Annotated in this window: 14 protein-coding genes; 5 read left to right on the plus strand and 9 right to left on the minus strand. The window is 49.2% G+C overall.

What is annotated here, in order from left to right; all coding sequences use genetic code 11:
* Positions 1–55 precede the first annotated feature (55 nt).
* Both EZMO1_RS15725 and EZMO1_RS15730 read left to right on the plus strand, forming a co-directional pair.
* Entirely contained in the window at positions 56–595 is a 540-nt protein-coding gene (locus EZMO1_RS15725) for an IS630 family transposase (protein ID WP_051789212.1), read from the plus strand.
* Positions 588–1,307: a penicillin-binding transpeptidase domain-containing protein gene (locus tag EZMO1_RS15730; protein ID WP_034872397.1), complete on the plus strand. Its 720-nt coding sequence runs from the start codon at positions 588–590 to the stop codon at positions 1,305–1,307. Before EZMO1_RS15725 ends, EZMO1_RS15730 begins: the two co-directional genes overlap by 8 nt.
* Positions 1,308–1,379: 72 nt before the next feature.
* On the opposite strand, the gene EZMO1_RS15735 is transcribed toward EZMO1_RS15730, so the two are convergent.
* From EZMO1_RS15735 to ltrA, 4 genes are all read right to left on the minus strand, one after another.
* Positions 1,380–1,652, minus strand: a complete 273-nt coding sequence (locus EZMO1_RS15735; protein WP_034872396.1) for an acylphosphatase — start codon at positions 1,650–1,652, stop codon at positions 1,380–1,382.
* Positions 1,645–2,118, minus strand: coding sequence for a TlpA family protein disulfide reductase (locus EZMO1_RS15740; protein ID WP_034872395.1), 474 nt, complete (start codon positions 2,116–2,118; stop codon positions 1,645–1,647). Before EZMO1_RS15740 ends, EZMO1_RS15735 begins: the two co-directional genes overlap by 8 nt.
* A 135-nt stretch (positions 2,119–2,253) precedes the next feature.
* Positions 2,254–2,526, minus strand: a complete 273-nt coding sequence (gene tnpA, locus EZMO1_RS28230) for an IS200/IS605 family transposase (RefSeq protein WP_420809945.1) — start codon at positions 2,524–2,526, stop codon at positions 2,254–2,256.
* 155 nt (positions 2,527–2,681) lie between these two features.
* Positions 2,682–3,968: a group II intron reverse transcriptase/maturase gene (gene ltrA, locus EZMO1_RS15750; RefSeq protein ID WP_082211536.1), complete on the minus strand. Its 1,287-nt coding sequence runs from the start codon at positions 3,966–3,968 to the stop codon at positions 2,682–2,684.
* A gap of 674 nt (positions 3,969–4,642) precedes the next feature.
* On the opposite strand from ltrA, the gene EZMO1_RS15765 reads away from it, so the two are divergent.
* Positions 4,643–5,887, plus strand: coding sequence for a hypothetical protein (locus EZMO1_RS15765; RefSeq protein ID WP_145912631.1), 1,245 nt, complete (start codon positions 4,643–4,645; stop codon positions 5,885–5,887).
* Positions 5,888–5,994: 107 nt separating this feature from the next.
* On the opposite strand, the gene purT is transcribed toward EZMO1_RS15765, so the two are convergent.
* The 3 genes from purT to EZMO1_RS26900 form a co-directional block, all read right to left on the minus strand.
* A complete protein-coding gene (gene purT, locus EZMO1_RS15770; protein ID WP_034872391.1) occupies positions 5,995–7,182 on the minus strand; it encodes a formate-dependent phosphoribosylglycinamide formyltransferase in 1,188 nt (395 codons plus the stop codon).
* A gap of 252 nt (positions 7,183–7,434) precedes the next feature.
* Entirely contained in the window at positions 7,435–8,607 is a 1,173-nt protein-coding gene (locus EZMO1_RS15775; RefSeq protein ID WP_420809908.1) for a PTS sugar transporter subunit IIC, read from the minus strand.
* A 99-nt stretch (positions 8,608–8,706) separates the two neighbouring features.
* A complete protein-coding gene (locus tag EZMO1_RS26900; RefSeq protein ID WP_160173990.1) occupies positions 8,707–8,865 on the minus strand; it encodes a hypothetical protein in 159 nt (52 codons plus the stop codon).
* Between the two features lie 855 nt (positions 8,866–9,720).
* Between EZMO1_RS26900 and EZMO1_RS15780 the strand changes: the two genes are divergently transcribed.
* Positions 9,721–10,500, plus strand: coding sequence for a hypothetical protein (locus EZMO1_RS15780; RefSeq protein ID WP_034872390.1), 780 nt, complete (start codon positions 9,721–9,723; stop codon positions 10,498–10,500).
* On the opposite strand, the gene EZMO1_RS15785 is transcribed toward EZMO1_RS15780, so the two are convergent.
* Together EZMO1_RS15785 and EZMO1_RS15790 are read right to left on the minus strand one after the other, a co-directional pair.
* Positions 10,472–11,713: a YihY family inner membrane protein gene (locus EZMO1_RS15785; protein ID WP_034872389.1), complete on the minus strand. Its 1,242-nt coding sequence runs from the start codon at positions 11,711–11,713 to the stop codon at positions 10,472–10,474. The two genes, EZMO1_RS15780 and EZMO1_RS15785, sit on opposite strands and share 29 nt — an antisense overlap.
* Before the next feature lie 68 nt (positions 11,714–11,781).
* A complete protein-coding gene (locus tag EZMO1_RS15790) occupies positions 11,782–12,348 on the minus strand; it encodes a DUF4136 domain-containing protein (RefSeq protein ID WP_051789210.1) in 567 nt (188 codons plus the stop codon).
* A gap of 192 nt (positions 12,349–12,540) precedes the next feature.
* Between EZMO1_RS15790 and arsC the strand changes: the two genes are divergently transcribed.
* Positions 12,541–12,888: an arsenate reductase (glutaredoxin) gene (arsC, locus tag EZMO1_RS15795; protein WP_034872387.1), complete on the plus strand. Its 348-nt coding sequence runs from the start codon at positions 12,541–12,543 to the stop codon at positions 12,886–12,888.
* Positions 12,889–12,907 lie beyond the last annotated feature (19 nt).

Consider the following 12,907-nt stretch of genomic DNA (forward strand, 5'->3'; position numbering starts at 1 on the left):
ATGGTTAACAGATCGTTACCCGGATATCCGGCAACAAGCTGAAGAAAGCAATGCCTTGATTTATTTTGCTGATGAATCAAGTGTCCGTTCTGACTATCACAGTGGTACAACCTGGGCTAAAAAAGGCTGCACTCCAATTGTTGAAGCAACAGGAGCACGCTTCAGTATTAACATGATTTCAGCGGTTAGCGCTGAAGGAACTATGCGGTATATGACGATCCCCGGACGCTTTAACACTGATGTGTTTATTTGCTTTTTAAAGCAGCTGGTTACTTCTCATGACCGCCCCATCATTGTTGTTACTGATGGCCACCCGGCCCATAAGGCAAAAAAGGTGCAAAAATATATAGAGCAGGAGCCAAGGCTGCTTGGAGTTCATATTCTGCCAGCTTACTCACCTGAGCTAAACCCGGATGAATCGGTCTGGGGTTATCTCAAATCAGGCCATCTTGGCAGAATGACGCTGAGAACCAAGGGCCAGTTTCTTCGAGCAGTGCGGACATGCTTGAAATCCCTGCAACGTCTCCCACGAAAAATACAGGGATTTTTCAGGTCAGAACATACAGCTTATGCATGTTTGGAGACTTTTGTCTGATGGCTTTGGCACACATCAATATGTATTCAATCGCTCAAGGGCAGAAAAAGAGTTTGCTCCGGCGTGTACCTTTCAGATTGCCAATGCACTGATTGTTCGGGAAAACAATATAGTAAAAAACCCCGACACCATCATTTGCCACTGGGATGGTAAAGAAGGTTTCATTCCCCAGTGGAACAAAGACCAGTCTGCCAGAACCGCATTTCACTCTTCTGTGACCTGGTGTTTTCAGGAACTGCAAAACCAGATCGTCAAACAAATGGGGGCACAAAGCTATTTGCGTGCTATCAATAAGACAAGCTTTTCAAAAGAGCCTATTGACCCGATCAACACTAAGGTTGATCGCTACCTTGATCTGGTTTCTCAACATATGCCAACCACGGCACTCAACGAGGTAGATTTCGTTCGCAAGGTCTTTAAAAGGCAGCTGCCGTATGCACCGGACAGTTATGACTTTTTAGCGCAACTCATGCTGGAAGAGAGTGGTAAAGATTACAGACTGTACTCAAAAACCGGAGCGCTGTTTGATGACCAATGGCAGGGACACGCCTGGTACACCGGCTACGTGACAACAAAGGACGACACCTGGTTTTTTTCAACCAATCTTGAAGTCCATTCAAAGGATGATTTAGCCAAAAGAATGTCGATCACCCGGGAAGCGTTATCGAAAATAGCCTCGGTGCCTTTAAACTCGCTGCCTTTAAAGAAGTAGCTGTAAAAAAATAGCTATACAAGACCATTCTGTAACTACTGCGCTGTTAATAAACGCTTATTAACAGCCTTTTCAACCCGTGGTAAAACTGTCAAATGCCTGCCATGGCTCGTCTGTCACCGCCACTGACTCCACCCGGGCCATTGGCGGCCCTTCGTGCAGCCAACTTTCCAACTCTGCCAGTGCAGCAGCTTCACCACACATCAGCACCTCAACCCGACCGTCGGCAAGATTTTTAGCCCAACCCGTAACCCCAAGCTCTTTCGCTTTTTTCTGGGTTGATCCACGGTACCAGACTCCCTGAACCCGACCTTTGACCAGTGCTCGTTTACCAAACTTACCCACCCACTGTCACCTTTTTCTGCTGCTTGCGAATGACCTGCTCAATCGTATTCTGTGTCTGAGGTCCATACAAGGTTTCAACCAGTTGCCCTTGTGGGTTGATAATAAAAGTGGCAGGTAAAACCTGAGGTGTCTGGGTTTTAAGGTTATCAATTGGACTGCTTGTTACTACTGGAAAACCAATAGCCAGTTTGGCGATTTTATTATCCAGCTCTGCGCCCTGACTGTTGTCAAAATCATAACCCAACACCCTGATGGCATCTGACTGGTAAACAGCATTCAGCTCCGGAATTTCTTCCCGGCAGGGATCACACCAGTCTGCCCAGATATTCAGTGCCAGCCAGCGCCCCTGATCATCGTTCAGATTAACGCCTTTTCCCGAACTGTCGGTAAATTCAGATTGGCTACAAGCTGACAACATGGCTGCCAGAACCAATCCCATGACCGGGTAAGAGATAAACCTGCGCATAGGGCACCGCCTGAATGTTGCAACGAATCCCAGTTTAGCAGGAGCCTGGCAACAGCTAAATCACTTTTGATAAAACAACCTCTTCCTGATCCAGAGATTAATAAATGTAAGAATCCGCAGAAAGTGTTGACTAAACTACACAACAAAAATCAAGTGACTGATGCAATAACGAATGAAGTCTCTGTATTTAACCGCTCGAACACTCTTGATAATCTGCATTATGTCTGAGGGAGCCATTTTGGGTTCTGATCTCACAACCATATGAATATGATCTGTAGGAATTTCTAACTCAACAATCTCCATGTTGTAGTCATATCCAATTTTCCAGATTATCGACTTCATACTGCTCCTGTAAGGCTCAGTAAAGACCTTGTGACGATACTTTGGAATCCAAACGAAGTGATACATCAATCTATAGACGTGATGGCTGTTTCTCTGCAGTTCCACAGATAGGACATCCTACAATGGCTCATACCATTGTAGATCGGGATAGGGCGTAGCCTCACAGCTACGCTCCTCCCACACCACGCAGCGTACGGGTCCGTACTACGCGGTTCGGCCAGTTAAGCAGCCAACAACCTGATCAATCCTAACCCGTCAAACCAACTATTCGGTAGCGCCATATGTAGAGCTGGACTCCGGCTCATTCGCCAGTGCCCTTTTCCTGAAGCTACCGTTTGCCTTGTCAGTTTGTCACTGATTCCCTGCTTTCGCAGTTCCTTGTACCGCTTTGGGCTCCTTTTCCATTGATACCAGAGTAAACTTCTTAATCGCCTTCTTATCCAGCAATCAAAGTGCTCAAACTCTGTGCAGGTTTCTATTTCCCGGAAGTAGTTCTTCCAACCCTGCAAGTATCTGTTGAGTCCTTCCAACCTCTGTTCAAGGGATCGCCCTCCCTTTCGGGTTAGCTGTCTGACTTTATCTTTGAAACGCTTGCAGCTCTTTGCCGCAAGGGTTTTCCTACCGTCTCGGGTAAAACTGTATCCCAGAAATGCGCGCTTCCATGCACGATCTACCGCACTCTTTGTACGATTGACCTTTAGCTTCATTTTACCTTCGATCAGCTTAACCAGACTTGCCATCACCCTTTCGCCTGCCTTCTTACTTTTAACAAACACACGACAGTCGTCTGCGTATCGAACAAACCGTAACCCTCGTTTTTCAAGCGTTTTGTCGAGTTCGTCCAATACTATGTTTGAGAGCACAGGAGACAGCGGCCCTCCTTGTGCCACACCTTCCGTTTGCGGTTTTGCCAGTCCATTTTCCATCACTCCGGACTTCAGGAATCGATGAATCAAACGCAATACATCCTTGTCCTGTATATGCTCTGCCAGCTTTGCCATCAGTCGATCATGATTGACTCGATCAAAGAACTTCGACAAATCAATATCAACCACCCAGTCGTAACCATCCTTTATATACGACTGAGCCTGACTGATAGCCTGATGTGCTGACCTCTGCGGTCTGAATCCATAGCTGTAAGACGAGAACCGTGGCTCCCATTCTGCCTGTAATACTTGCTGTATTGCCTGCTGCACCATTCGATCAAGAGCTGTTGGAATGCCCAACTTTCGCTCTCCACCATCCGGTTTGGGGATCAGAACTCTTCTTACCGGAGCTGGTTTCCACAACCCTCTCAGCAAACATTGCCTCAGTTGACGACCATGCTCTTGTAAATACCTGAACAGGTCATCCACCGTCATACGGTCAATGCCTGCCGCTCCTTTGTTGCGTTTTACTCGTTGAAAGGCTTTCTTCAAGTTGCTGGGATGAGCAATGCGTGCCATCAGGCTTGCATCGCTTGCCGGGCTTTCGTAATCCTGTGATACCGACACAACCTCAGCCCTCATAGCGTCGCAGCCTCCGGTTCCGCCGTGACCACTTGGTATGAGTTCCAGTGTTTGCTGGATTTGTCTGCGTCCGGTGTTTCGAATAACAGAAACTACTCACCACTCTGTACCGTTCAGGCCTTCACTGACATGCGCCAGCTACTATGCCGTCTGCTGACTTCTGTATGGCGATCAAATCACCTTACGGTGACCTCAGTCCGAAATATCAGACACCACACAGACCTCCCGAGGTAAGTCACACCGCCTTCGCCGCACAACCACCAGATCTACTGCCTGAATGTCCGGATGAGTATGGACTTCGTCATCAAGTGCTGACTCGTCCTCACGCAAACAGCCTCATATCTGATTTCTGTTCGTTGGCTCGCGGTTTTGCTCCACACTGCCTTCAGCCTGCACCTCGCGATACAGACCTTGTGCTTCGCTAGTCCTTCGCCCTCATCTGGCTGGACAGGGGACTTTCACCCCCAAGCTGTGTGACATGCTCGGCACACGCTATCCATCTCGGGGGCAAGCCCCCGAGATTCCCGCTATGCGGTTGAACGGCTTCCATGCGGATGGATTCACGAACTTGATGTGGGATTTTACGACCGTCGATTTTGCTCATATACGCCTCAAAAACAGAGGCGCAATTTATACCGGAAACTTACTCGGAAAGTTTTGGCTCACGTCAATATATGGCTGAAGCGGCAGACATACAACAAGGGAGGCTAAGTGAAGATCTGATTCATCAGGAACAGGCTCTTAAGCAAAAATCTAATACTCTTATTATTGAATCACAGGGCGCATGGATCGTCGATAATGGGCGATTGAGTCACTTCACACCTGCGAGAGGCCTGTCTTCATACGCTAGGATTCACGCCCCCAGACTGGACGAGGCGGTCACTTCAATCGCTGGTTATGGAAACAGGCTCTACAGTGTAACGTCCATGTATCGGAATGGTCAGTGGGTATTATTGCTGAAAGCTTTCCTGAACGACTCCGGGGAGATAAAAAAATTATGGCGACGAGTGATAAAACCTTCATCATCGGCTATTGGTCAGGTTACGCTTAAATGCGAACCGGAAATCGCTGTATCAGGTCACGGCATCTACCTGCTATGTAATCGTGAAGCCATAGCCGTAAGGCACGATAATCAAAAAACCACATTATCAGAAACCATCAAGCCCGGCATTGATCGTACACCCAGACTGCTGGACAACCACGGAAACCCCTGCAATGCCGCCACTCCGCCCGGTCCCATTATCAATACTGACGGTCACTTCTATCCCATTACTGAACCTCTGAAAGGGCTGGTTGTTGACAGAAATGGCAGACTGTATGCCCATGATCATTCAGAGGTCTACGCCATCTCCAAACACCAAAAAGGCAAAGACGTTAACATCGACACCGACCTGACTGGCAGACTGCCGGCAAAAGGGCTTGTTCTCACGGACAATCATCAGTTACTGGTTCCTTACCTGAAGATGCCAGCAACGCTTCACATCGATATTTACGACATTTCCCACAGTAAGCCGATCAGGCAATCGTCCAGAACGATTGTGCTTAGTGATTTTTATGATGAAAAAACCGGCCCTCATTTTAATTGGGATACAGGCACTCCAACTCTCTCAAAAACTGGCTATTTTTATATCCCGCTGACACGAACCAGACATCAACCCTGCCCATTTTATGACTTTGGGAAAGACTGTTATGAAACTGAAACAGTCATTGTTATGACAAAGCTATTGAACTCTGGCATTGATCCGCTTGCCTGGTCAAAGCGGTATCACGACAACAAAAACTCAAACAGGGTGCCATCCAGTTTAGCTACGCTATTCGATCTGCCATCCTCATCCCAAACACAGCAGCTGAATTATGCTCAACTGCTGTTAATGGCTCTGCTGGCTTTTACTGCAGCTAATACCAATTCCATCTTCTAACCATGAATGGCTTGCTCATGGTCTTATTTAGAAAGCAGAATTGGTATAGCACCTGATCAATAACCAGTATCTACAGCAATGCAGGAAAGGCACCCTTTAGCCATACATCACCCAACACTCACCTTAACCTGCTCAGCAACATTACCCGCTTTTTCAAGCGCATCCTCAACGCTACCTCCCAGAGCCAGTGCCACCCCCATACGACGGGAGCCATTTATTTCCGGTTTACCGAACAACCGCAGGTCGGTCTCTGGCTCGGACAAAGCCGCTGCAAGGTTACTGAACAGTATCTGCGAAGATCGACCGGATGGCTTAATAACAGCCGATGCAGCCGGTTTTAACTGTTGTATAGCATTCACAGGCAGCCCAAGAATAGCCCGCGCATGGAGTGCAAATTCACTCAGATTCTGGGAAATCAAGGTTACCATGCCCGTGTCGTGCGGACGGGGTGACACTTCGTTGAACAACACTTCGTCGCCTTTCACAAACAACTCAACGCCAAACACACCATAACCACCCAGAGCGCCGGTGATGGCACCAGCCACCGATTCAGCCTGCTGCAATGCGCTGTCTGACATCTTCTGCGGCTGCCAGGACTCTACATAATCCCCACCTTCCTGACGATGACCGATGGGAGCACAAAAATAAGTACCCTGACGTGATCTTACGGTCAGCAAAGTAATTTCGTAATCAAAGTCTACAAAACCTTCAACAATCACCCGCGTCTTGCCACCCCGGCCTCCTTCCACCGCATAAGCCCAGGCCGAAGCCACATCGTCTTCCGATTTCAGAACACTTTGTCCTTTGCCTGAAGAGCTCATCACCGGCTTGACCACACAGGGAAAGCCAATCTCGTCTGCCGCTGCTCGCAACGCCTGTTCCGATTCAGCAAACTGAAACGGCGAAGCTGGCAATTTCAGCTCCTCTGCAGCTAACCTGCGAATTCCTTCCCGATCCATCGTCAGTCTTGTTGCACGGGCACAGGGAACCACCGTGGTCATGCCTTCTTGCTCAATCTCCATCAACACATCGGTGGCAATGGCCTCTATCTCGGGCACAATATAATCGGGGCGCTCTTTCGCCACCACTGCCCTTAAGGCATCCGCATCAAGCATATTGATCACATAACGACGATGAGCCACCTGCATGGCAGGCGCATTGTCATAACGGTCAACAGCCACTACTTCCACCCCGAGCCGTTGAAGTTCAATCACAAGCTCTTTACCCAGTTCGCCAGAACCCAGCAAGAGCACTTTTGTTGCAGAAACAGAACCCGGTGTACCAATGGCAACCATAAAAAAGCTCTCCGTAAAGATCGGTCGTAGAAACGAAGGTGATGCCAGAATCATACCGGCGAATGTTGCTAGTTACATCAGTCAAATATACTGATTGCTTATTCTATTTTTTTGAGTATTAAAATAATGGAAGGTAAAATAGACTATTTTTCAAGCCTGTCGCCCGGACAGTTTAAAAAAGGGAAACCGACACAAGGCCGGTTTCCCTATCTCTCCACACAACGCGCCACACATCTCAAATCTAGTTTTTTATCAGGCTGGCACAGCTTCTCCTTGGGCTTCTGACTGTTCCTGAGACTCCAGAGACTTGGCATAGACTCTCAGGAATGGCAGGTAAGCCACGGTTGAGAAAGCTACCAGCGCCAGACTCAGAATCAATGCACTGATACTGAAGTTAGTACCAAGAAAGGCTGCCAGAGGACCAGGGGTTGTCCATGGCACCAGCGCTACCACACGACCCACCAGATCAAGAGACGTTGCCAGATAAGCCACAGTAACGTTGATCAGAGGTACGACAATAAATGGAATCCCAAGAATAGGGTTCATTACAATGGGCGCACCAAACAGAACCGGCTCATTGATGTTAAACAAACCCGGTACAACAGACAGTCGGCCAATGGAACGCAGGTGAGCACTCTTGCTGATAGACATGGCAATGGCCAGACCCAGAGTCGCACCGGAACCACCCAGATAAACAAAACTATCAAGGAATCCACCGGCGAAAATCGCAGGCAATGCTTCACCGGCTTCCAGAGCCGCCTGGTTGGCAGACAGGTTGGTCAGCATAATCGCGCCAATCACGCCGGTAACGATGTTGGCACCGTGCAAACCACAGAACCGCAGTACATGAACCAGCAGCACGATGAACAGCAGACCCGGCAGGGAATCGGCAGCACTGACTAATGGCTTGAAGATTTCCATCATCAGCTGAGGCACCAGCATGCCGCCCTCACCCACAGAAGCGACCAGCAGGTTCAATGGCTGGAGAATCAGAATCAGAGCAATGACCGGTGTCAGGGATTCAAATGAACGGGCAATGGCAGGTGGCACCTGTTCAGGCAGACGAATTGTCATATTGCGTGTCTGCATGAAACGATACACTTCTATCGCCAGATAAGAGAAGACGATCGCCGTAAACATGCCCTTACTGTCCAGATAGCTGGCATTAATCGCAGGTGGCCAGCCATCCACAGGGGCAGCTACCATCAGAAAGGCAAACAGAGACAGAAAGCCACTGGTCACTTCAGGCAAGCCATACTGCTTACCCAAACTGGAGCCAATACCGAATGAAATGAACAAGCAGGACATACCCAGCGTCGCATAAAATGGCTGCAACCAGTTACCTTTGTGTTCAGCCATTAAATTGGTGTACCACTCGGAGTACATAAAATTATTAGGATCGGTCAGAGGCAAATTCAACAGCAAAAGAATGATCGAACCGACAATCGGGATAGGGTGGAGCCTCGCGGCTCCACTCCTCCCACAACACCCAGCGTACGGGTCCGTACTGGGCGTTTCGGTTAGTTAAGCGTCTACCATCAGCACAAACATGACAATGGAAGGGTCAGTGATACAAGACATATGACTCACACCACCCGCCGGGCTTTTGTAATCCTGTAATGCCGATATAGTCTCAGCTCTTATGACCTTGCAGCTTTCGGTTCCGCCGTCACCGCTTGGCATGAGCACCAGTGTTTGCTGGCCTTTGTCTGCGTCCGATATATCGAGAAACAGAAACTAATCACCGCTCTAACCGTTCAGGCCTTCACTGACTTCGCCAGCTACTATGCCGTCTGCTGACTTCTGTATGGCGATCAGGACATCTTACGATGACCTCAGTCTGAAATATCAGACACCAGACAGACCTCCCGAGGTAAGTTACACCGCCTTCCCTGCACAACTGCCGGATTTACTGTCCGAGTGTCCGGATGAGTATGGGACTTCGTCATCACATGCTGACTCGTCCTCACGCAGACAGCCTCATATCCGATTTCTATTCGTCAGCTCGCAGTTTTGCTCCACACTGCCTTCAGTCTGCACCTCGCGATACAAACCTTGTGCTTCGCTAGCCCTTCGCCCTCATCTGGCTGGGCAGGGGACTTTCACCCCCAAGCTGTGCAACATGCTCGGCACACATAAAAAAACGGCATGGCATAGACCATGCCGTCGCGCAGAGCGATAAGATACTTGATATTCGCCAGCCGGGTAGCCACCGGCATCAGCACTTGTTCGAGTTTGTTCGAGTTTGTTCGCAAAGTTTTCCATTACGACCCCCAATGCGCCATCGTTAACTTGTCTTTTATTCTCTGAAAAAAGCTCTGCCGAGACTCTTTTCACTGTCTTATTGAATTAACTGGCTTCGGCTTTATGTGACCAGTTTTGTTATTACGGGGGTTACGATAACAAGCTCAAAACACAAATGTAACGGGTTTCAGCAACCGGCTACATGAAACCGGTTTTTGTTGACGAGCGTCACTTTTTGGGAACTTCTGGCGATAGTCTAAGCTTGTCTGTTTTTCCTGACGTCAAAGTTTGCCAATGAAACACCTGTATGCGTTCGCCCTGTTCCTGATCTCCCTGAGTAGCTGCCCGGGTGTTCATGCACAAAACGAGAAAGACACACCACCACTGGTATCCGCTACCGAGCTCGATTCCAGAACGCTCTCTGACATTACCTTCGCCTACCCCAACGGCATAACCGTATTCTCCGACAGCCTCTCGCCTGCCCTTGAACAACGATTACTTGAGCTTGAAAAAAGCGGTTACCCTATTGTTCGAACCACACCCGATCGAAAACTTCTTCAGCAACTAACCGCCGAGGTGATTAAGCACGATCAGCTGCAAGCGTTTCTGCAACGTGTCTATTCCGAAAATCCCGGCTGTCCGACCTTCATGACCAGCGAACTGCTACTCTATGGATTACGTGGAGTGTCGTCTTCAACGCTGAACGTACTGGAGCAGCTCTCCCCTGACGACTACAGGCGTATAATTGCTCAACATCACTGGTGGAAAAACCTTGGCTATGACTCTCAGGCCAGTGCACCGGAACCGGTTCAGCAATGGCTTTCAAAGTGTACCCGGACAGGGCATTCAGATCATCTGGCAACGTTGGACAGTTGCGGACTTTCGCTAAACCGGGCGCAGATGGATGCCTTTGGTCAGCTGATCGGTCTCAGTTACCTGAGCAATACCGTCCGCGGGCTTTATTACCGCATCATGAAGCGCAAGAATACCCATTACCGACAGCTCGCGGTGGATGTGACCGACCCGCTAAGCCAGATTCATCCGGTCAGGACTGATACAGCTCATCAAGATTAACATCCAGTGCAGCGGCTTTAACTTCATTTAAATGCAGCAGGCGGTCAATCAGCGCAGAAAACCATACAGGGCGACCTTCCCGGCTGATGGCTGATAAAGATCGCGCGTCGGGCATCGGCCAGGGCTGCTGCTGACAGAACGAAGCAAGCTGCATCTGTCGTAAATCCTGCACCAGCACCAGTTCACCCTGATGGCTTTTACAGATAATGCCCTGATGTTGCAGCAAGACAACATATCGCTCCCAGTCCTCCAGAGACAGCGGCCAGTCGTTTTGCAACAGTTTGAAACTGGCTGTTTTACCCTGACGAAACTGCTGTCGGAACAGTGACAGAATCACCAGAAGCCCCAAAAGTGGTGGCCAGTGCTCATCTTTTTGCTGCCCCACCGACAGTGTTAAGTTACGCACCAGAACGGCACCCAACAGCACAAGATTCCAACTCAGGTATATCCAGATCAGAAACACCGGTACCGCAGCAAAAGCACCATACACCAGCTCGTAAGTGGGCGTCTGGGCAATAAACAGTGCAAACACACTTTTGGCAATTTCCAGAATCGTGGCAATGGCTAAAGCCCCCGTCAACGCGTATCGAAACGGCACTTTCCGGTTAGGCACAGCGGCATAAAGCAGCGTTAACACCATGGTGCTGAGCAGTACAGGCATCAGGCGAAGCAACGCAGACTCCGCGCCAAAAAACGCCGTGGTATCCGATACAAATTTCAGGGACGCAAGATAAGACGTGAGCACAAAACCCAGCCCTACCAGAAACGGACCAAGGCTCAGAATCGCCCAGTAGAGCAAAAAGCCGGAAACACCACGACGCACCTTATCCACCTGCCACACCTTGTTAATGGCTTTGTCTACGGTTTTCAGCATCATAAACGCCGTGACAATCAGAAACACCACGCCGACTGCTGTCAGTTTACGTGCCTGTTGGGAAAAGCTGACCAGATACGTTTTGACGGTTTCACCGGCAGTGGGGACAAAGTTACTGAAGATAAAAGACTGAACGGTTTCACCAATGCCCTGAAAACTGGGAATAGCCGACAGCAGGCTGTAAGTCACTGTCATTAACGGCACCACGGCGAACAGCGTGGTATAAGTAAGCGCTGCCGCACTGTCCATACAGCCATTGTTAACAAAGCGCTCAACCGTTGACTTGATAAACAACACTAGTTGCTTAATAGAACGTAGGGAAAAACCTGGCCTGACCATGGGCTGCTCCTCAGCACGCTGAGAGTAAAGGCAAGCAGAGCCTTTACTCTTGTTATCGGCTCAGGATATCAGCTACCGGAGGTTGGCGGAAAGCCTTTAAGAATGGCATCTACAGCTTTATTAATCTGCTCGGTGCGTTTTTCGGGGGTAGAACGGTCAGGAATACGAGCCTGGGAACGCCCACGCCAGACTAATTCTTTACTGGCAGGATCAATAAAATCGACCATCAGCGAACCTTCCTCGTAATCCCTTACGCGGGTTTCGGTTTGAAAGCCCATGCCCCAGCTGCTGTAGCCATAACCCAGCGAAGTGGACACCTGATTTTCTTCCCGGCGGGTTTTGGTTTTGCTGAGATAGTTCACCAGAAAATCGGCATCCGATTGTTTCACTTCTCTGAAACCTTTAGCCTGCAAATCCCGGTTGACGGCTGCCCGCACCCGACGATCCTGCAAACCGTCCAGATGGTAGACGGATGACTGTTCCTGATCGACGGGCAACCAGGCATAGGTTTTCCAGCCAGCCATCTGCTGTCTGGCTTTTGCCGACATATCATAATCCCAGTCAACCCTCTGGCTGGCACACCCAGCCAGTATCAGAGCCAGACAGCACACCAGCCAATGCCTGTTGCGTAACATAATGATGCTTCTCAATTGTGTTTGCGACCGAAGCCAGAGCATATTCGTTCTTGTTAACACTCGCCAGTTTGATGCTGACAAATTACACAATATTTGCCTGCTGCCAGAGGCTCTTAAACAGTTGTACAAAAACAGAATCGGGTTTAGTCTTCATCTGAATAAAAAAGCGTATAAAAACGAGGAGTGCTCTTCATGGCGGTTACCCTTTATCACAACCCGCGTTGTTCCAAATCGCGCCAGACTCTGGCTTTGCTGGAAGAAAAAGGCATCAGCCCGAACATCGTACTGTACCTCGAAACGCCTCCTGACCAAAAAACCCTTCAGACACTGCTGAAACAACTCGGCTTGTCAGCCAGAGAATTACTCAGGAAAGGCGAACAGGAATACAAAGACAACCATCTGAAAAACCCGGAACTGGATGATGACGCGCTGATTAAGGCAATGGTGCAATACCCGAAACTGATAGAGCGCCCCATCGTCGTGCATAACGGGCAGGCACGTATTGGCAGACCGCCAGAGTCGGTATTAGAAATTCTCTAAAGGGAACCTTTTTAGACAA

The sequence above is a fragment of the Endozoicomonas montiporae CL-33 genome (assembly GCF_001583435.1).
Lineage (GTDB): Bacteria > Pseudomonadota > Gammaproteobacteria > Pseudomonadales > Endozoicomonadaceae > Endozoicomonas_A > Endozoicomonas_A montiporae.

What these genes read in the sequence shown, in the direction of transcription:
- tnpA (WP_420809945.1), bottom strand. Translation starts at nt 2,526, where the DNA reads ATGTATCACTTCGTTTGGATTCCAAAGTATCGTCACAAGGTCTTTACT.
- EZMO1_RS26900 (WP_160173990.1), bottom strand. Translation starts at nt 8,865, where the DNA reads ATGCCAAGCGGTGACGGCGGAACCGAAAGCTGCAAGGTCATAAGAGCT.
- EZMO1_RS15790 (WP_051789210.1), bottom strand. Translation starts at nt 12,348, where the DNA reads ATGTTACGCAACAGGCATTGGCTGGTGTGCTGTCTGGCTCTGATACTG.
- EZMO1_RS15740 (WP_034872395.1), bottom strand. Translation starts at nt 2,118, where the DNA reads ATGCGCAGGTTTATCTCTTACCCGGTCATGGGATTGGTTCTGGCAGCC.
- EZMO1_RS15780 (WP_034872390.1), top strand. Translation starts at nt 9,721, where the DNA reads ATGAAACACCTGTATGCGTTCGCCCTGTTCCTGATCTCCCTGAGTAGC.
- EZMO1_RS15785 (WP_034872389.1), bottom strand. Translation starts at nt 11,713, where the DNA reads ATGGTCAGGCCAGGTTTTTCCCTACGTTCTATTAAGCAACTAGTGTTG.
- EZMO1_RS15765 (WP_145912631.1), top strand. Translation starts at nt 4,643, where the DNA reads ATGGCTGAAGCGGCAGACATACAACAAGGGAGGCTAAGTGAAGATCTG.
- purT (WP_034872391.1), bottom strand. Translation starts at nt 7,182, where the DNA reads ATGGTTGCCATTGGTACACCGGGTTCTGTTTCTGCAACAAAAGTGCTC.
- ltrA (WP_082211536.1), bottom strand. Translation starts at nt 3,968, where the DNA reads ATGAGGGCTGAGGTTGTGTCGGTATCACAGGATTACGAAAGCCCGGCA.
- arsC (WP_034872387.1), top strand. Translation starts at nt 12,541, where the DNA reads ATGGCGGTTACCCTTTATCACAACCCGCGTTGTTCCAAATCGCGCCAG.